Source organism: Bacillus sp. 9.4 (genome assembly GCF_055486415.1).
The window spans coordinates 127,286-147,320 of the sequence record NZ_JBVFMU010000004.1 but is presented as its reverse complement, the minus strand read 5'-3'; the positions used below and the strand labels follow the sequence as shown (position 1 = coordinate 147,320).

Here is a 20,035-nt window from a genome sequence, read left to right as displayed (position 1 = left end):
TGTGTCTCTTTTTTTATTGGGAAAATCATGCTGTTAGACCTAGAAACTTCTTTCGATTTAATCAGTCTATAAAAGTGTGTATTGCTTAAATAAGGGAATGATAAACAACGACATCAAAGGAGGAGATTGTATGAAATGGAATAAAATGCTGAAAGCCGCGGGCATTGCAGTCTTGCTTTTTTCCGTATTTGCATATGCGGCCCCATCTTTAAAAGCAGTTCAAGCGAAAACACCGACTGTCAGCACCCATACGTACAAAAAGATCAAGGAGTTAACGTATCCACAAGTGCATCACGTCGGGAATGCCGCGTTTGAAAAGAAAATCAATCAAGAGCTGAAAGCCTACATTGAACAATCGTATCAGGAATATCTGAAAAACAAAAAAGCAGGCGAACAGCAGGGCTTTAAAACGGAATATCAAACATCCTTCAGCGTCAAATACAATGCGGCAGACAAGCTCAGCATTCAAACACTCAATTATATCTATTCAGGGGGCGCCCACGGTTTAACGTCTGTCCAGTCCTTCAACTATGACTTGAAAGCACAAAAGCGGGTGACGCTGGATCAGATTCTGAACACCAAAACAAAAGTCAGCAAAACGAGAGATTACCTATATAGCTATATCAAAAAACACGATGAGCTGTTTTTCCCTGATGTAAAGAAAGAGGATATAACCCTAAACAAAGACACAATGTTTTACTTTACGGCAAACGGGATCGCCATCGTCTTCGGCCAGTATGACTTGGGGCCTTATGCAGCGGGAATCCGGGATGTGCAGGTGCCAGCCTCTATTTATCAATAATGAAAAGAGCCATATCCGAAAAGGGATATGGCTCAATGTTTCTACCACACAAACAGGCCGACAATCGCAGCACTTAATAAAGATACCGCAATTCCGCTGACGAGCAGTTTCCACACGTTTCTCCCGATGACCGTTGACTTTTCTCCGTCAAGGATCGAATTGTACGTGCCGTAAATCATGCCGACAGTACTGAAGTTTGCAAAGGACGTCAGGAATGTCGTCGCCACCGCAACGGTGTGAGGCGGAAGGGATTTGAGATTGTTTTTCAAGTCAAGCATCGCAACAAACTCGTTTGTTGCTAATTTCATGCCCATCAGCTGAGCAACATACATCGCATCGTGCACTGGCAGTCCAAGCAGGAATGCGAACGGACTGAACAGATAAGCAAAAATCGTCTGGATGGTCAGGCCGTGTACGAAAACGCCAAGAATGCCATTAACTGCTGACGTTAATGCGACATATCCGATCACCATTGCCAAAATAACGATCACCATGTTCATGCCGACAAGCATACTGTTAGAAATCGTAGAGAAAAAGTCTTTCTTCTCTTCTTTAGGCGGTGTATAGATGATATCTTCATCCTCCGGCACGTGAACAGGATTCAGCAGGTTTGCGATAATCAGCGCGTTTAAGCAGTTCAAAGGAATGGCTGTAAACACGTATGTCGCAGGCACCATTGAAAGATAAGATCCGATAATGGAGCCGCTGATGCTGCTCATGCTCATTAAGCCGAATGTGAGCAGGCGGTTGTTGCTTAAAACCGTTAGCTGCTGGCGGATAACCGCAAGTGCTTCGGTATTTCCAAGAAACATCATTTGAATAGAGAAAAAGCTTTCTAATTTCGGCAAGCGGGAAGCCTTTGAAATCACCCATCCGATTTTATCAATCAGCCAAGGCAAAATGCCGAAATACGTTAAAATATCAAAGAATGTGACGATAAAGATAATTGGAAGAAGCGCACTAAAGAAAAAGTCTACTGTTTCATTCGCCATCACTGACGGAAAGGCAAACGCGATACCGTCACTGGCGCAAGCAATCAGCCAAGTGAAGAAATCACCGATTTTACCGATAGCCCAGCTTCCGACTTTTGTTCCCAGCATAAACCAAGTAATCAGCAATTCCAGAACAATTAACGTAATGATCGGGCGCCACTTGATTTTCTTTTTCTGCGGAGAACATAGGAATACAACTGCCATAATCACAATGAGACCGACAAGGTTTAGTAAAAAGTACATGATAGCAACTCCTATGAGGGTTATTATGGAAACAAAAAAAGCTCTTATTCTTCACAAATTCTGGAAGTGCAGAAAGTGTGAAAAATAAGAGCAAACAGAAAAGAACTTGTCCTTTTCAACTCGTTCAAATTTATTCAAACTTTCTTGTAGTCTAGTTTTTTACGGTTACTAGGTAGAAACAATCAGACCATATTACTGATCATATACAAGAATGTCTTTTTCTAAGATGATAGCAGTATTTTATCCTTTCACTTTTTGAAAATCAACCTTTTTAACTATTTTCACAATAATAAAATTTATATTCTAAAATGAGAAAATAAAGGAAAAACATGCTGGATTGCTATGCTGATATGATGTTGGCGGGATACCAGCATGTCAGTACTGATTTTTCTTCACTATAAGGTTCCAGCTCCTGGATATTTGTTGTATGATGGAAACGGGGAAACCCATAGAGCAGAAAGGGAGTTTTTTTCATGATTATCCAATTCATTCGTTATAGATAATGACAGGTGTAGACAAACTGCCAGACCTGGCCAATTTTTGAGATAGGCCTAGGTTTATTTGTCTATGCCTTTTTCATTTATCTAAAAATGAATGAATGAGGTGTTTTTATCATGAAGCGAACAGTTGATTTCAGCATGTTTCGATGCCCGCTCTGCGTTTCTTCTATGGATGCGGCATCAGGGAAAAGCTTGATTTGTACAGAACGAGGACATACATTTGATCTATCTCGGCACGGCTACGTGAACTTTCTGACGAAGCCGGTCAAAACCAGTTACGGTGCTGAGCTTTTTGAAGCGAGGAGCAGGCTGATTGGAGAATGTGGTTTTTTTGACCCGCTCCATGATGCGATTGCAGAACTCATCAGTCATCCCACATCTGGTCATGAGGCATTCACCATCCTGGACAGCGGTTGCGGTGAGGGTTCTCATTTGAATGCGCTTTGCGGGTTTGATTATGCAGGGAAAGCAGCGATAGGAACCGGCATAGATCTTTCGAAAGATGGGATCTTAAAAGCTTCTAAGGCATTCAAAGATCAGATGTGGGCGGTTGCCGATGTGGCGCGTGCTCCTTTTCATGATCGCCAATTTGATGTTGTTCTGTCTATTTTTTCGCCGTCCAATTATGCAGAGTTTCATAGACTGCTGAAGAATGATGGCATGCTCGTAAAAGTAGTGCCGCGAAGCGACTATTTAATAGAATTAAGGCAATTTTTATATACTGATTCACCAAGGCGCACGTATTCCAATGCGGCAGCTGTTGAGCGTTTTACAGCAAATGCTGCACACAGCCGTCCTGTCAGGCTGCGCTATGTTAAAACGCTTGACCAGCAGGCGATCCACTGGCTTCTCAAGATGACGCCGCTTGCCTGGTCGGCGCCGAAAGATCGAATAAGCCTGCTGAAAGAGATGAAAACAGCCGATATTACGGTTGATGTTGATATCCTAATAGGAATGAAATGAATGGCAGAGGAAAGCTCCGAAAAAAGGGAGCTTTCCTTTTTTAATCGGAATAGTTGGCCCACGCTTCTCGTACATATATGGAAAGGGGACGGAAACAGCCGATGCGGACAGGTTTTTGTAAACGCTTTCTAGTTCGCGGAAACGGGGGATGTGTGTGTGGAACTGATCATCATTCTATTGGCGTTAGGTTTGCTGATGTTTACGGCGTATCGGGGATTTTCTGTCATATTGTTTGCGCCGATTTGCGCGTTATTCGCGGTGCTGCTGACAGATCCAAGCCATGTGCTTCCTTTTTTCTCATCAATTTTTATGGAGAAGATGGCGGGTTTTATTAAACTGTATTTCCCAGTGTTTTTGCTCGGTGCCATTTTTGGAAAGGTCGTTGAAATGGCCGGGCTTGCGGCATCAATCGCGAAAACAATTGTCCGGCTTGTCGGGGCAAAAAGAGCGATACTTGCCATTGTGCTGATGGGTGCTGTCTTGACGTACAGCGGTGTCAGCCTGTTTGTTGTCGTATTTGCCGTATATCCTTTTGCGAAAAACATGTTCCAAGAAGCAAACATACCAAAACGCCTCATCCCGGGAACGATTGCTTTAGGGGCTTTTACGTTTACGATGGACGCACTTCCGGGAACGCCGCAAATCCAAAATGTCATTCCGACGTCGTTTTTCAAAACAGACATTTATGCCGCCCCTTGGCTGGGCTTGATGGGCGCAGTGATTGTGCTGGCAGCTGGGATGCTCTATTTGGAATCAAGGCGGAAAAAAGCGCAGGCATCTGGCGAAGGCTATGGCGGTTTTGATTCGCAGAATGCTCCTGCTCCTGAATCGATCGAGTCCGCGGCTGAACCGGACAAAAGCCCGATTCGGCACGCGCTTGCCTTTGTCCCGCTTATTCTCGTCGGTGCAGTGAATAAATATTTTACCATTTACCTGCCAAAGTGGTATCCGAATGGATTTGATTTTTCTTCCATAGGATTAAAGGAGTTCGGCAGGCTTGATATTTCTTCAGCGGCTGCTATTTGGTCGGTGGAGATTGCTTTAGTGATTGGCATCATCACAACGATTTTATTTGATTGGAGAAGTGTGTTTGCCCAATTGAAGGAAGGGCTGAATGAAGGAATTGGCGGCGCCTTGCTGGCATCTATGAATACGGGTGCCGAGTACGGGTTCGGCGGCATTATCGCCGCGCTGCCGGGGTTTCATAAGCTGAGCAGCGGAATTTCACATACTTTTACCGATCCGCTTGTAAATGGCGCCGTTACGACAACTGCACTGGCGGGAATCACCGGCTCGGCTTCAGGAGGAATGGGCATTGCGTTAAGCGCGATGTCAGAACAATACTTACAGGCGATTCAGGCTTACAATATTCCGCCAGAGGTGATGCATCGGGTCATTTCAATGGCATCAGGCGGGATGGATACACTGCCGCATAATGGCGCCGTTATTACGCTTCTGGCCGTGACGGGTTTGACCCACCGGCAATCCTATCGCGATATTTTTGCGATCACGCTCATTAAAACGGCTGCCGTATTTGCTGTGATCGCGATTTACAGCCTGACTGGTCTAGTGTAGAAGAAAACGAAAGGGGCATCAATATGGGAAAAGTGCTGTCATCAAGCAAGGAAGCTGCGAAACTGATTCATGATGGGGATACGCTGATCGCGGGAGGGTTTGGGCTGTGCGGCATCCCTGAACAGCTCATTTTGTCTATAAGAGATCAGGGAGTAAAGGATTTAACTGTTGTCAGCAATAACTGCGGAGTCGATGACTGGGGGCTTGGTTTGCTTCTGGCTAACAAGCAAATCAAGAAAATGATCGCTTCCTATGTCGGTGAAAATAAAATTTTTGAGCGGCAGTTTTTAAGCGGAGAGCTTGAGGTCGAGCTTGTTCCCCAAGGAACGCTCGCTGAGAGAATTCGTGCAGGCGGTGCAGGCATACCGGGATTTTATACGGCGACAGGCGTCGGCACCTCCATAGCCGAGGGAAAAGAACATAAAACATTCGGCGGCCGGACTTATGTGCTGGAGCGAGGCATTACCGGCGATGTGGCGATCGTCAAAGCGTGGAAAGCGGACACCATGGGCAATTTGGTTTTTAGGAAAACGGCGAGAAATTTCAATCCCATTGCCGCCATGGCAGGCAAGATCACGATTGCCGAGGCGGAAGAAATCGTGGAAGCAGGAGAGCTCGATCCAGATCACATCCATACGCCGGGAATTTACGTACAGCATGTCGTGCTTGGCGCGAGCCAAGAAAAACGGATTGAAAAACGAACAGTTCAGCAAGCATCGGGAAAGGGTGAGGCCAAGTGAAGGAAGCGAGAAAACGAATGGTCAAACGGGCTGTACAAGAAATCAAGGACGGCATGAATGTGAATCTCGGGATTGGAATGCCGACGCTTGTCGCAAATGAGATACCCGATGGCGTTCACGTCATGCTTCAGTCGGAAAACGGCTTGCTCGGAATCGGCCCCTATCCTCTGGAAGGAATGGAAGACGCGGATTTGATCAATGCGGGAAAGGAAACGATCACTGAAGTGACGGGCGCCTCTTATTTTGACAGCGCTGAGTCATTCGCGATGATAAGAGGCGGGCATATCGATTTGGCTATTCTCGGCGGAATGGAGGTTTCGGAGCAGGGGGATTTGGCCAATTGGATGATCCCGGGAAAAATGGTAAAAGGGATGGGCGGCGCTATGGATCTCGTCAACGGGGCGAAACGGATCGTTGTCATCATGGAGCACGTCAATAAGCATGGTGAATCAAAGGTGAAAAAAACATGCTCCCTTCCGCTGACAGGCCAGAAAGTCGTACACAGGCTGATTACGGATTTGGCTGTATTTGATTTTGTGAACGGCCGCATGACACTGACGGAGCTTCAGGATGGTGTCACAATTGAAGAGGTTTATGAAAAAACAGAAGCTGATTTCGCTGTAAGCCAGTCTGTACTCAATTCTTAATGGGAAGGTGTTTGACATGAGAAAACAAGTCGCCTTGGTGACAGGGGCTGCCGGCGGAATTGGATTCGAAATCGCGAGGGAATTCGCCCGGGAAGGTGCCAGCGTCATCGTTTCAGACCTCCGTCCGGAAGCATGTGAAAAAGCAGCCTCCAAGCTTGCAGAAGAAGGCTTTGACGCGGCGGCCATTCCGTATGATGTGACAAAGGAAGCGCAAGTTGCTTATACGGTGAACGTCATCCAAAAACAATTCGGCCGCTTGGATATTCTGGTGAACAATGCCGGTATTCAGCACGTCGCTCCGATTGAAGAGTTTCCGACAGACACCTTTGAACAGCTGATCAAGGTCATGCTGACGGCCCCCTTTATTGCAATGAAGCATGTTTTTCCGATCATGAAAAAACAGCAGTTTGGCAGAATCATTAATATCGCGTCTGTTAATGGTTTAGTCGGCTTTGCAGGGAAATCCGCTTACAATAGCGCCAAGCACGGCGTCATTGGACTCACAAAAGTAGGGGCGCTGGAAGGCGCGCCCCACGGCATAACAGTCAATGCGCTCTGTCCGGGTTATGTCGATACCCAGCTTGTACGCAATCAGCTTAGCGATCTATCGAAAACTAGAAATGTCCCTTACGACTCTGTACTTGAACAAGTCATTTTTCCGCTTGTGCCGCAAAAGCGACTGCTTTCCGTCAAGGAAATTGCGGATTATGCCGTGTTTTTGGCAAGCGAGAAGGCGAAGGGCGTCACTGGGCAGGCTGTCGTCCTTGATGGGGGCTACACCGCACAATGACATAAAAAACACACTTGCTCCGCTAGGGAATCAAGTGTGTTTTTTCTTTGCTTATTTCCAAACATCATTAGCGATCTCAACCACATGGCGGAGCTTCGCCCATTGCTGTTCTTCAGTCAGCTTATTGCCTTCCTCAGTTGAAGCGAATCCGCATTGAGGGCTGAGGCAAAGCTGGTCTAAGCTTACATAACGGGATGCTTCTTCGATACGGCGTTTCACGTCATCCGGATTTTCAAGCTCACCGAATTTAGATGTCACTAAGCCAAGAACAAGCTGAAGATCAGACCGTTTTACGTAACGGAGCGGCTCAAATCCGCCTGAGCGTGAATCATCATACTCTAAGAAAAGTCCGTCAAGATTCAAGCCGTCAAAAATGGTTTCGGCTGCTGCGTCATAGCCGCCTTCCGCTGTCCAAGTGGACTGGAAGTTGCCGCGACAAATATGCATGGTTACCGTCAAGTCATCCGGGCGGTCTGCAATCGCGTCGTTAATAGATTTCGCAAACAGCTGGCGAAGCTCATCAGGCGTTGTTCCGAACGCTTCGATTTGTTTTAAGCCTTTTTCTGATAAGAAAACGGCCCACGCTGTATCATCGAGCTGGAGGTAGCGGCAGCCTCTGTCATAAAACGCTTGAATCGCTTTTTTATATGCTTTGGATACATCATGCTGGAAAAGGTGATAATCTTTTTTATACGCATCCTTTTCCAGTTTTCCGCGGAAAAACAGCATATTCGGGCTTGGAATCGTCATCTTTGGCGTCGCGTCACCGGCAATGCTATGGAGAAATGAATAATCTTCAAGCATTGGGTGAGTTGAAAAGTCGATATCACCTGTGACTTTAATGCCGCGTGCTTTTGTCTGTACGTTATGGAATTGGATTCCGTGCTCAGGAGTAAACGGCTCAACGCCATCTAAGTTTTCCAGGAAATCAAAGTGCCACCACGCTCTGCGGAATTCACCGTCTGTCACGACGTTCAGGCCGGTTTCCTTCTGTTTTTCCACAATGCGGATGATTTCATCGTTTTCAATTTGGCGAAGCTGCTCAGCCGTAATTTCGCCGGCCGCTTTTTGCAGCCGCGCTTTTTTAACGGGCTCAGATCTCAGCAGGCTTCCGACTTGATCCGCGCGAAACGGCGGTTTTTTTCTTTGAAGTGATTTTTGTTCTGCGGGTGTTGTTTGTTGTGACATGTTGTCCATTCCTTCTTTCCATTCAAATATAAAAAAGCTCTTCCTTTGGATAAGGAAGAGCTTGCGTGACAATCTCAACCTTATCTTCAAGAGCAATCATTGCTCTAAAGGATTTAGCACCATTCTGTTAAACAGCGGTTGCCGGGTATCGCAGGGCCAGTCCCTCCACCTCTCTTGATAAGGAAAACCTTTTTATGAAATTTTCTGATAGTATCTATTATTCACACATTTTCTATTTCTGTCAATGATAGATTATCTCCACACATCGTTGGCAATGTCGATGACATGGCGAAGCTTTGCCCATTGCTGCTCCTCTGTCAGAAGGTTGCCTTCTTCTGTAGAGGCGAAACCGCACTGCGGGCTCAGGCATAGCTGGTCCAAGCTGACAAAATGCGCGGCTTCATTAATACGGCGTTTCACATCCTCAGGATTTTCAAGCTCGCCGTATTTCGATGTGATCAAGCCGAGCACAATTTGCAGATCCTTGCGCTTCACAAAACGGAGCGGATCAAAGTTACCGGAGCGGTCATCATCGTATTCCAAGAACAGGCCGTCAAGGTTTAAGCCGTCCAAAATCGTTTCCGCTACAGCGTCGTACCCTCCTGATGCCGCCCAGGTTGAGCGGAAGTTGCCGCGGCAAATGTGCATTGTGATCGTTAAATCGTCAGGCCGGTCTGCGACGGCATCGTTAATTGTTTTGGCAAATATGGCTGGCAATGTTTCTGGATCACCGCCGAGCGCCCGGACAACCTCTCTGCCTTTTTCCTCAAAGAAGAGAGACCATGACGTATCATCAAGCTGGAGATAACGGCAGCCAGCATCATAGAAGGCTTTGATTGCTTTTTTGTACGCTTGGGCCAGATCATGAAAGTATTCCTCTTGATCGTCATAAATCCCTTTATCCGCCTTTTCGCCAAAAAACAGCATATTTGGGCTGGGAATGGTCAATTTTGGCGTCGCGTTACCGGCAATCTCATGTAAAAATTGATAATCAGCAAGCGCTGGGTGGCTCGTAAAATCGAGTTTTCCCGTCACTTTGATGCTGCGCGCTTTCGTTTTTGTGTTATGGAACTGAATCCCCTCAGCCGGGATGAACGGTTCCACACCGTCAAGCCCTTCCAGGAAGTCATAATGCCACCAAGAACGCCGGAATTCCCCGTCTGTTACCACATCGAGACCGATTTCTTTTTGTTTTTCCACGATGCGGATGATCTCTTGATTTTCGATATCACGAAGCTGTTCTGCTGTCATCTCACCAGCCGCTTTTTTTTGCCGGGCTTGCTTTACCGGAACGGAACGAAGCAAACTGCCGACATGATCGGCGCGGAAAGGTGCTTTGCGTTGTTTTTCTGTTTTTTGTCCTGCAACATTCGTTTGTTGAGCCATGTTATTCGCCTCTTTTCTGAAATATTGAGCATGTAAAAAGCTCTTCCTTTGTGTAAGGAAGAGCTTGAACGATCAAATCTCCGCCTCATCTGCAAGAACGCAATGTTCTTAAGGATTTAGCACCATTCTGTTTGAAACAGCGGTTGCCGGGTATCATAGGGCCAGTCCCTCCACCTCTCTTGATAAGGTAAAACTTCATATTCAGATTTCAATTATCTTAATATTATTACTTTTGGATCAATTGTCAATGTTTTTTAGAGAATACTTTCATTTTCATCGTTATATAAAACCATATCAAGCACGATAGCGATGGCAGTGCAAATCAGAACATCTTCCTCGTTTGCAATCTCCAAGTGATAGGAATCACCCCAGCTTAGCCACTTTTTGCTCACTGACATCCGGACATTTTCCCCGTCCGTCAGCTGGAATTCATCCCTCCATAAATCACCATCGATTTCCCAGTTAAGCCCGGAAATCACAAATTTCGGTTTGAAAAACGTTACTTTCTTCGTTACCTCACAAACTGTTTTCCCGCCAATTGAAATCTCATAGCGCGGCAATAAAGACATTAGTTTTTGTTCTATGGAAACGAGCGTTTTCCCAGATGAGTCTGTCATTTGTAATGAGTCTCCTAACGAGAAAAAACGCCCCTCCACCTTGAATGTTTCTTGTTCATCCCGGTCATAAATGTGAAATGCATCTTTAAATGAGAACATTTTTTGTTTCATAAATAACTCGATCATTGCTGAAGTCTCCTTTGGGTTTGCCTTGTATGAAATTACGGATAGGTGGCGAAAAGGTTTCAGGCTCTAAATCAAAACAATTTTAAAAGGCTGCGTGATTCAGCAGCCTTTTCGTTTGAAATATAGAATTAGGAAAGATGCATCCGGCGTTTTTGGCGGATGGCGTCAAGGTCGATTAGGTTGTTGTGATGAGGTGCGGCTGCTGGCAGAGGGCTTGTCTTTTGCGGTTTGCGGCGATTGTCCTTGCTGAAAGAAAAAAGAAGATAGCCACATAATGCGATGATAATAAATAGGATCATATTACATACCTCCCAAAAAAAGTTTTGGTACTCTCTATTGTACGGATAAAATGCCAAAAAGTATTCAAAAAATTCTAAATCAATAAATAACAAGAAACTGTCCCTCTAAAACAGTATAACCTGATGACCTGAAAATAGTCTTGAATCACGCTGTTTGCTCTTGTTGATGATTGGTTCTATAGTTACTATCGACGATAAAATAAATTCCTTTATATAACTTTTAACCTAAGTTTTCGTAATTCAAATTGCCTGTTTTTGGGTGCTGTTTTCTTGCTTGTTTGGTTTATACCCTATTTTGCGGAATTGAACACAAAAAACCCAAATTTCGGAGCATTTGGGCGGTACGGGTGAATACAGATTGTATCTTGGGGATTTGAATGTTTTATTTGAAGAAGCGTTTGAACATTTTTCTGATTTTTTGAAATGGGCTGGATTTCTTTTGCATGTTAAGCGGCCTGGAAATGATCCATTTTTTCAAGAGACTCTTTGCAGCGATTGCATGTTTTGTCATTGTTTTTCCTCCTCATTTGTTGATACTTGTTTTACGGAGGACGCGTTTAAAATGTTTCATTTTCACACAAAAAAGCCAGTCCTTTTTTTGGACTGGCTTTTGGCATTAGGCTTGCGCTTCAAACTGCTTTGCAATCTCAACGATGACATTTACGGCTTTGACCATATTATCAACTGAGATGTATTCAAATTTGCCGTGGAAGTTTTCCCCGCCTGTAAAGATGTTTGGCGTCGGAAGCCCCATGTAGGACAGCTGCGATCCGTCGGTGCCGCCGCGGATGGGGGAAATCTTCGGTTCGATGCCGAGGTTTTCCATCGCTTGCTTGGCAATGTTGACGATTTCGATGACAGGTTCAATTTTCTCTCTCATGTTGTAGTATTGGTCGTTCATATCCAGCAGAATCCGGTCTTGCCCGTATTCGTTTTGAAGTTCTTCAACGGCACGCTTCATTGTTTCTTTTCTGTTTTGGAAATTCTCTTTGTCAAAGTCTCTAATAATGTAGTGGAGCTTTGTTTCCTCTACGTCTCCTTGAATCGACAGCAGGTGATAGAAGCCTTCATAGCCTTCCGTATATTCAGGCGCTTCGTCTGCCGGCAGCAGGCTGTTCAGCTTCATCGCGATTTTCGCAGAGTTGATCATTTTCCCTTTAGCTGTTCCGGGATGTACGTTGTTGCCTTTAATCGTAATTTTTGCGGCAGCGGCATTGAAGCTTTCGTATTCAAGCTCGCCGAGCGGCCCGCCGTCAACCGTGTAGGCAAAGGATGCATTGAACCGTTTCACATCAAATTTGTGCGGCCCTCTTCCGATTTCTTCATCAGGCGTAAAGGCGACTCTGATTGTGCCGTGCTTGATTTCAGGGTGTTTGATGAGGTAATCCATGGCTGTCATGATTTCAGCGATACCGGCCTTATTGTCTGCGCCGAGAAGGGTGGTGCTGTCTGTGGTGATGAGTGTATGGCCCTTATAGCCGGACAGCTCAGGGAATTGATCAGGTGACAGGGTGACCTGCAGCTGTTTGTTGAGAACGATGTCTTTTCCATCATAGCTTTCGATGATTTGCGGATTCACGTTTTTGCCGGTAAAGTCTGTAGCGGTGTCGACGTGAGCGAGAAAGCCGATTGTCGGCACGTCTTTTTCAGTATTGGAGGGAAGAGTTGCCATGACATAGCCGTTTTCATCAATGGCTGCATCCTGCATGCCGATGGACTTCAATTCATCAACGAGCATGTTTCCTAATGTCAATTGGCCGGGTGTGGAAGGACAAGTGTCAACGGATTCATCGGACTGTGTGTCGACTTTTACATATGTAGTAAACCGTTCAATGATTTCTTCTTTCATTTCCAATCATCTCCTTTGTCTTATTTTAGCATGGCGGGATGAGAGATTTCTATTGCACAATACCGTTTCGAATGGCAAATACGACTGCCTGTGTCCGGTCTTGGGCATTGCATTTTTGCAGGATGCGGTGCACGTGGGTTTTCACAGTGCTTTCACTGACGAAAAGCTTTTCAGCAATATCCTCATTTCTCAGTCCGTAGGCCATTTGCTGAAGAACCTCAAGCTCTCTTTTGGTGAACGGCTCTGCCAGTTCTTCGGCATGGGGCTGTTGCTTCGCTCGAAATGTCTCACTGATAATTTTAGCAGCTGTGACTGTACGGAAAATCGCCTCGCCTCTCGCCGCAGCGCGAATCGCATCTATCAACTCCTCAGGAAGTGTATCCTTCAGTAGATAGCCGACTGCGCCCGCACGGATGCCTTCAAATACGTATTCTTCCGTGTCAAAGGTGGTTAAAATGACTATCTTTGTATTTGGAAGTGCGGACATAATGTCTTTCGCCGCTTCGATGCCTGAGCAACGCGGCATCTGGACATCCATGAGGATGACATCGGGTTTTGTTTGTTTTGCGAGTGCTATAATATCGTGACCGTCGCCGGCCTCGCCAGAAACCGTCATATCCGTCTGTGCGTTGATGACGTAGCGGAAGCCTTCACGCACAAGCGGCTGATCATCGGCAAGCGCGACGCGTATTTTATCTTTGTTCATCTTTTTGCTCCTTATTCGTTGTCATGAGCGGCAATGACAGCTCAATTTTCAGGCCGCTCGGCTGTACGGCACTGAAAGTAAGGGAACCGCCTGCTTTTTCTGCGCGCTCTTTCATTCCTGTCAGGCCAAATCCATAAGTAAGGATGCCGGTGAATAGTCCGTCGTCGGTGATTGTGACATAGAGATGGGACTTGTCGTTAGAAATGACGGCCGCCGCATGGGAAGCGTTGGCGTGACGAATGATATTGGTCAGCGCTTCCTGCAAGATGCGGTAGATCGTTTCGCTCACGTTTGGAGGCCAAGACTCTTCTGACAGTCCGGCAGTATCTAAAGAAACGTGCAAGCCGCTCCGTTCCTCCACTTGATGAATGAGCCCCCGCAAAGCGGTAAGCCCCACCATCGATTCACTACGGCCCATTTGGTGAACGACAGACCGTACCTCTTGAAGACATTCCCTGGCGACACTCAGTACATTTTGAATGACTTTTTCTGAATCTTCCTTGCTGCTTTTGAGTATATAGGGAAGAGATTGAAGCTGAACAATCACAGAAGTCAGCTCGTGTCCGATGCTGTCATGAATGTCGCGGGCGATTCTTGTACGTTCCTCAAGGACCGCGTACCTTAATGAAAGAACAGAAGCCTCCTGCAGCTCTGCATGCGCTTTCTGGAGTTCTTTATGAGCATGCTCCAACTGCACATGCATTTTTGCCAATTCAGCATGATTCCGTTCAGCCTCCTTTCTCGCTTCTCGTCTGAAACGCATGGAGGAGAAGAAGACGTAGAGTCCGATCATGATCGAGATGTTGCTGATGATGGTATTCAAGCTTCCTCCATGTGAGGATAGGAGTAATATGTTGCCTCCAATTAAACATGCTGTGAAGATCAAGGATAGCCGTGAAGGGAGTCTAAAGGCGGCATATATCATTAAAAATACAATCAAAAAATAGGCGGCACCCTGCTCTTGGCCGGAAACAGCCCAAAAGAAATCGGTCAGGAGCCAGAGTCCGATGAATATGCTCAAACTAACAGCAGTGGATACCACATAGGGAATGATCCAAATGAATGCTAAGTATACCGCAAATACAAATGCTAACAAAATGGGATCAGCTTTGGCTGGGTGAGATAAAAATTGTATGCAATTCAAAATGAGAATAAGGCTCGGCACAAGCTTCTTATAGTAGTGCCGAGCCGGAGTTTGTCCGTTCATGCTGGTCCTTCTTTCAGTTATTGAATGGATACTTTGCCGGCGGTCAGCCGTCTGTATGCTTTGTAAAGCATGATGTTGCGGGCTGTGATGGTGCCGAGGGGAACGAAGAACATAGAATGAATAATGGCAATAAACATCTCGTTGCTCTCAGGCAGCCATGTTCTCGCGGCCATGCGCAAAGAAAGTATCACTAGAATGAGGATAACACTCCCAAGTGAGCCGCGTGAAGTGACCTTTCCGGTTTCCGGGTGAATCCGCACATTTACCATCTTCCCAATGCCAAACCCGCAGGCCAGCCCGATCAGTAATAAAATGCCGCTGATCGCCACATGTAATACGGAATGAAAATACGCCGGCTGAAACGATGCTGATACGCCCCATAAGAGCAGCAGCGGAATGATCAGCAACTTCCCGGGTCTGACAGCTCTCTCTCGATACATCGATAAAATAATAAGAATCAATACAATAAAAATATATGGGCTCATCGCCATGTCATCAAATCCTTTCTGCATTAAGCATAGCGAAAATAGGAAAGAAAAACGTCAACCGGCAGATTGATTTTTCAGCTCTATACTTGCTCGCTGCATAAAGGTATGAAAATGCTAATAATATATGAAGAAACTATTAATAAACGATTAAACTTCTTAAAAATGGATGTGGACCGGTTCTAAACACTATATAATGAAAACAGGTCATTTTTTAGGAGGGTTTACATCATGGCAATACTTGTTACTGGCGGTGCCGGGTACATTGGCAGCCACACATGTGTTGAACTATTGAACAGCGGCTACGAGATTGTTGTTCTTGATAATCTGTCTAACAGTTCGGCTGAGGCGCTGAACCGTGTAAAGGAGATTACAGGAAAAGATTTAACGTTCTACGAAGCGGATTTATTGGACCGGGAAGCGGTAGATTCCGTTTTTGCGGAAAATGAAATCGAAGCTGTGATTCATTTTGCGGGGTTAAAAGCAGTCGGTGAATCTGTGGCGATTCCGCTCAAATATTATCATAACAATCTGACAGGAACGTTTATTTTATGCGAGGCCATGGAGAAATACGGCGTTAAGAAAATCGTATTCAGTTCATCTGCGACAGTGTACGGCGTTCCGGAAACATCGCCGATTACGGAGGACTTTCCATTAGGTGCGACAAATCCTTATGGGCAGACGAAGCTCATGCTTGAACAAATATTGCGTGATTTGCATACAGCCGACAATGAGTGGAGCGTTGCGCTGCTTCGTTACTTTAACCCGTTCGGCGCGCATCCAAGCGGACGGATCGGTGAAGACCCGAACGGAATCCCTAATAACCTTATGCCGTATGTGGCACAGGTAGCAGTCGGGAAGCTCGAGCAATTAAACGTATTCGGAAATGACTATCCGACAAAAGACGGGACAGGCGTACGCGATTATATTCACGTCGTTGATCTCGCAGAAGGACACGTCAAGGCGCTGGAAAAAGTATTGAACTCTACAGGAGCCGATGCATACAACCTTGGAACAGGCACAGGCTACAGCGTGCTTGAAATGGTCAAAGCCTTTGAAAAAGTGTCAGGGAAAGAGGTTCCGTACCGTTTTGCGGACCGCCGTCCGGGAGACATCGCCACATGCTTTGCAGATCCTGCGAAAGCCAAGCGGGAACTGGGCTGGGAAGCGAAACGCGGCCTTGAGGAAATGTGTGCTGATTCCTGGAGATGGCAGTCTTCTAATGTGAATGGGTATAAGAGTGCGGAATAAGAATGGAGGCCTTCTCAATAGAGAAGGCCTTTAAAGAACAAGGGTGCCTGAACAGGCACCCTTGTTAGCTGTTATTTGATTTTCACAATAACATCATTACTGAATTTTAGTTTCCAAGTGCCTTTTGCATAAGCTTCCTTGTCAACTTCAAATGCTTTTACACCTGTTACTTTAATATTAGGATTTAGATCACTCAAAATTTTAGAGTTATCAACTTTTGTCTCAGTTGCATAGTTTACAGAAGCATCAATATCAGAATCATAAGAAGTACCATCAGCATCAACTAATTTAACAGTTGGAATTGAAAAAGAGCTAATCGGTTTTTTAGATACGTTTTTAATTGTATATTGAACAGCTACAATAGTACCTCCCTCAGATGCTTTCTTTTCAACATATTGAGTACCGACAGTATCTCTGTCCTCTACCTTCGTAACTGTCACTTCAGTTTTTTCAGTTTTTACAGTATCACCGATATTGTATGTTTTTTCAGTTTCTGCTTTGCTGCTGCTTGATGTTTTGGAAGTGGCTTCTGAACCGCCTCCGCCAATCATATTACCGATAATAATGATGACAACAACTGCGAGAATAAACGTAATGATTTTATGTCGCATAAAAAAGTTACGTTGATCCTTACCGCAGTTAGGACATTTTTTTACACCCTTTGCAATTTCTTGACCGCAAGCTTTACAGGGTACTAGTTTTCCTGCCATTATATTTCCTCCTATGTAATAAAATGTACGAAACATATGTACTATAATGCCTATATTATTTCACTTAGTCAATATAAAATTATGAATTTCTCATAATTATTATCATTTATAGTTAAATTCACTTGTAAAATATATGCTTTTTTTCTTATCGGCTATATCTGTTCTTTTTTAATAGATAAATCGTTTTTTTCTTCCAGCTTATCTGATTAAAACTCCGTAAATACCCCTTGAACCAATTCGAACCGTCCCTTATAATGCTAATATTGGAAAGTGAAAAGGATATGATAAAAACAGTGGTTTTCTAGGGTTCCGCAATGCAAATTGGACTGTGACCGAGAGAAAACACATAGCAGCTTGGCTGTTATGACACGGTGGGATAAAAGCCCAGGAGTTTCTGCTCTTTTTCGAGAGCGTTCTCCTGGGTTTTTTTATTTGCTAGAACAGAACAATGAGAAGGAGTGTTTTCGTGATGAAAAAGAGAATGTTGGATGTACTTATGCTTGTGATTGGCGCTTTTTTCTTCGCGCTTGCGGTTAATTTATTTGCGATTCCCAATGATCTTGGGGAAGGCGGAGTCACTGGGATTACGCTGATATTGTATTATCTGTTTCAATGGTCTCCTGGTGTCACGAACTTTATCTTAAATGCGTTTTTGCTTTTAATCGGCTACAAGTTTCTGGATGGAAAAACAACGGTTTATACGATCATTGCGGTTGCGGCAAATTCGCTTTTTCTTCATCTGACACATGGGTGGAGCATTCCGTCTGATGAATTGATCATTAATACGATTTTCGCAGGTGTATTTGCGGGAGTCGGGATCGGCATGATTATCCGGGTCGGCGGGACGACAGCCGGTTCCGCAATTTTGGCCAGAATTGCTAATAAATATTTAGATTGGAATATCAGCTATGCGCTCTTGTTTTTTGATTTAATCGTAGTATTTAGCTCTTATTTTATTATTGGTGCAGAAAAAATGATGTTTACGATCGTGATGCTGTATATCGGTACCAAAGTGATGGACTTCATTATTGAAGGTTTGAATACGAAAAAAGCCATTACGGTCATTTCAGAAAATAAGAGTGAGATTGCAGAGCAGGTAAATACCTTGATGGATCGGGGCGTGACGATTTTATCAGGGAAGGGAAATTATACGGGACAGTCAAAAGAGATTTTGTATATCGTCATTAACAAACAGGAGCTGTCTATGCTGAAAAAAATCATTAGAAGCTGCGACAAAAAAGCGTTTGTGATCGTACATGACGTACGCGATGTGTTTGGCGAAGGGTTTGTGGATATATCTAAATAAAGAAAAATCCCTCTGTACTTGAAACAGAGGGATTTTTTCATTTAGAACGGATATTTGCGGTATTGCTTCTGTATCGAAATCCATTTCGTCACGGTAAATTCCTCGACGACCCACGGATTGCCGAAACGGCCGACACCGCTTGCTTTGTTGCCGCCAAAGGCAATATTCGGCGAATCATTGACGGACTGGTCGTTGACATGGGTCATGCCGCTGTCAATTTGCAGGGCGAACTTTTCGCCTTTTTCTAAATCAGAAGTGAAAACCGCAGAGCTGAGGCCGTATTCAGTATCATTTGCCATGTCAATCGCTTCCTGGTCGCTGCCAGCTTTAATAATGGTTGCGATTGGGGCAAACAGCTCCGTTTGGGCAATTTTGCTGTTGTTGTCCGCACCGACAAAGACGTACGGCGTCAGCACGTTTCCGACGCGTTTTCCTTCAACCGCAAGCTCAATGCCGTCTGTCTTTGCCTGCTCAATGATCTCCAGCGCTTTCTCGATTTGGCGCTCGTTAATCAGCGGGCCGACAACGGTTTTCGGATCGGTTTGATCGCCGTACGGAAGCTGTTTGACACGGGCGGTGAACTTTTCTACAAACTCATCGTATACATCTTGATGAACGATGATCCTGTTGATAATCATACAGATTTGTCCCTGGTGAATAAATTTTCCGAAAATCGCGGCATCCACAGCACGATCGACATCCGCATCTGAAAGAACGGCAAATGGATTGTTGCCGCCGAGCTCAAGTGCCATTCGTTTGAAGGCACGCCCGGCGATTTCACCGATGTGGCGCCCGACTGCTGTTGATCCTGTAAAGCTGATTAATCTCGGGATTGGATTGGTGAGCATGCCGTCCCCGATTTCCTTTACATCCGTCAGCATGACGTTAAGGACACCGGCAGGAAGACCGGCGTGTTCAAACGCTTTCGCAATGATGGTCCCGCCGGAAATAGCAGTTTGGATATCAGGCTTGTGAACAACACTGTTACCCAGCGCAATTGCGGGCGCAATGGATCTCATAGATAAATTCATTGGAAAATTAAATGGAGAAATCGATGAAATGACACCAAGCGGAAGGCGGTAAATCTTATTGGTTTTCCCTTCAATGTCGGATGGCACCTCTTTGACGCCGCCTAATTCACCAGTATACGTCATGGCTTCATCTAAAATCGCAATCGTTTGTTCCAGCTCGATTGTTGATTTAATGATCGTTCCGCCAGTTTCGCGGGCGATCATCATAATGATGTCATCACGGTTTTCGTGTAAATAGCCGCGCGCTTTTTGCAGCACGGCTTTTCGGTCTTCCGTCGTGATCTTGGCCCACTCTTTTTGGGCTTTCTGTGCAATGTCAAACGCATCCTCAAGCTGTTTGCCCGTTGCCAAAGATGCTGTTGTGATCACAGACTGGTCATACGGATTCAAAATGTCCTCCGTACGTCCGCTTTCTCCCCCAGTCCATTTTCCGTTGATAAAACTTTTGTTTAACGTTTCGAAACTCATAAGATGACCCTCCTTTGGTCCTGCATGTCTTCTTCTATTTCCGCTGAAGCCAATATGTAAACGAATGAGGTTTCCCTTTCAGTTTCTCGTCTATCTATACCGGATATACTCTTTTTTAGTGGAGAACATGTGTGTTTCGCCTTATACTGAATAT

The 20,035-nt window shown here is 45.1% G+C and carries 20 protein-coding genes and 4 riboswitches; of the genes, 8 read left to right on the top strand and 12 right to left on the bottom strand.

Features of this window, described 5'->3' with window-relative positions:
- Positions 1-130 precede the first annotated feature (130 nt).
- Complete coding sequence (locus ACZ07B_RS16515; RefSeq protein WP_217019976.1) at positions 131-802, top strand: DUF3298 and DUF4163 domain-containing protein; 672 nt, start codon at positions 131-133, stop codon at positions 800-802.
- A 41-nt stretch (positions 803-843) separates the two neighbouring features.
- On the opposite strand, the gene ACZ07B_RS16510 is transcribed toward ACZ07B_RS16515, so the two are convergent.
- Positions 844-2,037, bottom strand: a complete 1,194-nt coding sequence (locus tag ACZ07B_RS16510) for a NupC/NupG family nucleoside CNT transporter (protein WP_003227216.1) — start codon at positions 2,035-2,037, stop codon at positions 844-846.
- Between the two features lie 127 nt (positions 2,038-2,164).
- Positions 2,165-2,266: riboswitch (purine riboswitch) on the bottom strand.
- A 385-nt stretch (positions 2,267-2,651) separates the two neighbouring features.
- Between ACZ07B_RS16510 and ACZ07B_RS16505 the strand changes: the two genes are divergently transcribed.
- From ACZ07B_RS16505 to ACZ07B_RS16485, 5 genes are all read left to right on the top strand, one after another.
- The gene (locus tag ACZ07B_RS16505) at positions 2,652-3,500 is read left to right on the top strand and encodes a methyltransferase domain-containing protein (protein ID WP_100505986.1); all 849 of its coding nucleotides are present in this window, start codon (positions 2,652-2,654) and stop codon (positions 3,498-3,500) included.
- Between the two features lie 156 nt (positions 3,501-3,656).
- Positions 3,657-5,075 (top strand): GntP family permease, encoded by a 1,419-nt coding sequence (locus ACZ07B_RS16500; RefSeq protein WP_003243205.1) that lies wholly within the window; start codon positions 3,657-3,659, stop codon positions 5,073-5,075.
- Between the two features lie 23 nt (positions 5,076-5,098).
- Positions 5,099-5,815 carry a CoA transferase subunit A gene (locus tag ACZ07B_RS16495; RefSeq protein WP_014481335.1) on the top strand — a complete coding sequence of 239 codons (717 nt, stop codon included), beginning with the start codon at positions 5,099-5,101 and terminating at the stop codon, positions 5,813-5,815.
- The gene (locus ACZ07B_RS16490; protein ID WP_017697224.1) at positions 5,812-6,462 is read left to right on the top strand and encodes a CoA transferase subunit B; all 651 of its coding nucleotides are present in this window, start codon (positions 5,812-5,814) and stop codon (positions 6,460-6,462) included. The genes ACZ07B_RS16495 and ACZ07B_RS16490 overlap by 4 nt, the downstream gene beginning before the upstream one ends.
- A gap of 16 nt (positions 6,463-6,478) precedes the next feature.
- The gene (locus ACZ07B_RS16485; protein WP_464877443.1) at positions 6,479-7,252 is read left to right on the top strand and encodes a 3-hydroxybutyrate dehydrogenase; all 774 of its coding nucleotides are present in this window, start codon (positions 6,479-6,481) and stop codon (positions 7,250-7,252) included.
- Positions 7,253-7,303: 51 nt separating this feature from the next.
- Here the strand turns inward: ACZ07B_RS16485 and ACZ07B_RS16480 are convergent, their stop codons facing one another.
- The 9 genes from ACZ07B_RS16480 to ACZ07B_RS16440 form a co-directional block, all read right to left on the bottom strand.
- Positions 7,304-8,440: a 5-methyltetrahydropteroyltriglutamate--homocysteine S-methyltransferase gene (locus tag ACZ07B_RS16480; protein ID WP_024573175.1), complete on the bottom strand. Its 1,137-nt coding sequence runs from the start codon at positions 8,438-8,440 to the stop codon at positions 7,304-7,306.
- A gap of 77 nt (positions 8,441-8,517) precedes the next feature.
- A riboswitch (SAM riboswitch) is annotated at positions 8,518-8,624 on the bottom strand.
- Positions 8,625-8,692: 68 nt separating this feature from the next.
- A complete protein-coding gene (locus ACZ07B_RS16475) occupies positions 8,693-9,826 on the bottom strand; it encodes a 5-methyltetrahydropteroyltriglutamate--homocysteine S-methyltransferase (protein WP_464877442.1) in 1,134 nt (377 codons plus the stop codon).
- Between the two features lie 82 nt (positions 9,827-9,908).
- Positions 9,909-10,015: riboswitch (SAM riboswitch) on the bottom strand.
- A gap of 65 nt (positions 10,016-10,080) precedes the next feature.
- Positions 10,081-10,569 (bottom strand): LURP-one-related/scramblase family protein, encoded by a 489-nt coding sequence (locus ACZ07B_RS16470; protein WP_042976786.1) that lies wholly within the window; start codon positions 10,567-10,569, stop codon positions 10,081-10,083.
- A gap of 128 nt (positions 10,570-10,697) precedes the next feature.
- On the bottom strand, positions 10,698-10,961 hold the full coding sequence (locus tag ACZ07B_RS16465) for a hypothetical protein (protein ID WP_010886640.1): 264 nt from the start codon (positions 10,959-10,961) through the stop codon (positions 10,698-10,700).
- A gap of 289 nt (positions 10,962-11,250) precedes the next feature.
- Positions 11,251-11,379 carry a hypothetical protein gene (locus ACZ07B_RS16460; RefSeq protein WP_003227241.1) on the bottom strand — a complete coding sequence of 43 codons (129 nt, stop codon included), beginning with the start codon at positions 11,377-11,379 and terminating at the stop codon, positions 11,251-11,253.
- A 105-nt stretch (positions 11,380-11,484) separates the two neighbouring features.
- Positions 11,485-12,717, bottom strand: a complete 1,233-nt coding sequence (gene pepT / locus ACZ07B_RS16455; RefSeq protein ID WP_464877441.1) for a peptidase T — start codon at positions 12,715-12,717, stop codon at positions 11,485-11,487.
- Between the two features lie 49 nt (positions 12,718-12,766).
- Positions 12,767-13,423 carry a two-component system response regulator YxJL gene (gene yxjL / locus ACZ07B_RS16450; RefSeq protein ID WP_024571477.1) on the bottom strand — a complete coding sequence of 219 codons (657 nt, stop codon included), beginning with the start codon at positions 13,421-13,423 and terminating at the stop codon, positions 12,767-12,769.
- Complete coding sequence (gene yxjM / locus ACZ07B_RS16445; RefSeq protein ID WP_464877440.1) at positions 13,410-14,630, bottom strand: two-component system sensor histidine kinase YxjM; 1,221 nt, start codon at positions 14,628-14,630, stop codon at positions 13,410-13,412. The genes yxjL and yxjM overlap by 14 nt, the downstream gene beginning before the upstream one ends.
- 17 nt (positions 14,631-14,647) lie before the next feature.
- Positions 14,648-15,121 (bottom strand): DUF1453 family protein, encoded by a 474-nt coding sequence (locus tag ACZ07B_RS16440; protein ID WP_017697230.1) that lies wholly within the window; start codon positions 15,119-15,121, stop codon positions 14,648-14,650.
- Positions 15,122-15,346: 225 nt separating this feature from the next.
- Here ACZ07B_RS16440 and galE point away from each other — a divergent pair, with 225 nt between their 5' ends.
- The gene (gene galE, locus ACZ07B_RS16435; RefSeq protein ID WP_029318629.1) at positions 15,347-16,366 is read left to right on the top strand and encodes a UDP-glucose 4-epimerase GalE; all 1,020 of its coding nucleotides are present in this window, start codon (positions 15,347-15,349) and stop codon (positions 16,364-16,366) included.
- 71 nt (positions 16,367-16,437) lie between these two features.
- Here galE and ACZ07B_RS16430 read toward each other — a convergent pair whose 3' ends face one another.
- On the bottom strand, positions 16,438-16,977 hold the full coding sequence (locus ACZ07B_RS16430) for a DUF4352 domain-containing protein (RefSeq protein ID WP_121549361.1): 540 nt from the start codon (positions 16,975-16,977) through the stop codon (positions 16,438-16,440).
- Positions 16,978-17,366: 389 nt separating this feature from the next.
- Positions 17,367-17,469, top strand: a riboswitch (guanidine-I (ykkC/yxkD leader).
- Positions 17,470-17,545: 76 nt separating this feature from the next.
- Between ACZ07B_RS16430 and ACZ07B_RS16425 the strand changes: the two genes are divergently transcribed.
- Positions 17,546-18,382: a YitT family protein gene (locus ACZ07B_RS16425; protein ID WP_003242615.1), complete on the top strand. Its 837-nt coding sequence runs from the start codon at positions 17,546-17,548 to the stop codon at positions 18,380-18,382.
- A 41-nt stretch (positions 18,383-18,423) separates the two neighbouring features.
- Here the strand turns inward: ACZ07B_RS16425 and ACZ07B_RS16420 are convergent, their stop codons facing one another.
- Positions 18,424-19,881: an aldehyde dehydrogenase family protein gene (locus ACZ07B_RS16420; protein WP_217019984.1), complete on the bottom strand. Its 1,458-nt coding sequence runs from the start codon at positions 19,879-19,881 to the stop codon at positions 18,424-18,426.
- Positions 19,882-20,035: the final 154 nt, after the last annotated feature.

Excerpts from the sequence above, each read along its gene's own strand:
- ACZ07B_RS16515 (WP_217019976.1), top strand. The coding sequence starts at position 131 with ATGAAATGGAATAAAATGCTGAAAGCCGCGGGCATTGCAGTCTTGCTT.
- ACZ07B_RS16425 (WP_003242615.1), top strand. The coding sequence starts at position 17,546 with ATGAAAAAGAGAATGTTGGATGTACTTATGCTTGTGATTGGCGCTTTT.
- ACZ07B_RS16470 (WP_042976786.1), bottom strand. The coding sequence starts at position 10,569 with ATGATCGAGTTATTTATGAAACAAAAAATGTTCTCATTTAAAGATGCA.
- galE (WP_029318629.1), top strand. The coding sequence starts at position 15,347 with ATGGCAATACTTGTTACTGGCGGTGCCGGGTACATTGGCAGCCACACA.
- yxjM (WP_464877440.1), bottom strand. The coding sequence starts at position 14,630 with ATGAACGGACAAACTCCGGCTCGGCACTACTATAAGAAGCTTGTGCCG.
- ACZ07B_RS16440 (WP_017697230.1), bottom strand. The coding sequence starts at position 15,121 with ATGGCGATGAGCCCATATATTTTTATTGTATTGATTCTTATTATTTTA.
- yxjL (WP_024571477.1), bottom strand. The coding sequence starts at position 13,423 with ATGAACAAAGATAAAATACGCGTCGCGCTTGCCGATGATCAGCCGCTT.
- ACZ07B_RS16475 (WP_464877442.1), bottom strand. The coding sequence starts at position 9,826 with ATGGCTCAACAAACGAATGTTGCAGGACAAAAAACAGAAAAACAACGC.
- pepT (WP_464877441.1), bottom strand. The coding sequence starts at position 12,717 with ATGAAAGAAGAAATCATTGAACGGTTTACTACATATGTAAAAGTCGAC.
- ACZ07B_RS16460 (WP_003227241.1), bottom strand. The coding sequence starts at position 11,379 with ATGACAAAACATGCAATCGCTGCAAAGAGTCTCTTGAAAAAATGGATC.
- ACZ07B_RS16480 (WP_024573175.1), bottom strand. The coding sequence starts at position 8,440 with ATGTCACAACAAACAACACCCGCAGAACAAAAATCACTTCAAAGAAAA.
- ACZ07B_RS16430 (WP_121549361.1), bottom strand. The coding sequence starts at position 16,977 with ATGCGACATAAAATCATTACGTTTATTCTCGCAGTTGTTGTCATCATT.
- ACZ07B_RS16495 (WP_014481335.1), top strand. The coding sequence starts at position 5,099 with ATGGGAAAAGTGCTGTCATCAAGCAAGGAAGCTGCGAAACTGATTCAT.
- ACZ07B_RS16505 (WP_100505986.1), top strand. The coding sequence starts at position 2,652 with ATGAAGCGAACAGTTGATTTCAGCATGTTTCGATGCCCGCTCTGCGTT.
- ACZ07B_RS16420 (WP_217019984.1), bottom strand. The coding sequence starts at position 19,881 with ATGAGTTTCGAAACGTTAAACAAAAGTTTTATCAACGGAAAATGGACT.
- ACZ07B_RS16510 (WP_003227216.1), bottom strand. The coding sequence starts at position 2,037 with ATGTACTTTTTACTAAACCTTGTCGGTCTCATTGTGATTATGGCAGTT.
- ACZ07B_RS16485 (WP_464877443.1), top strand. The coding sequence starts at position 6,479 with ATGAGAAAACAAGTCGCCTTGGTGACAGGGGCTGCCGGCGGAATTGGA.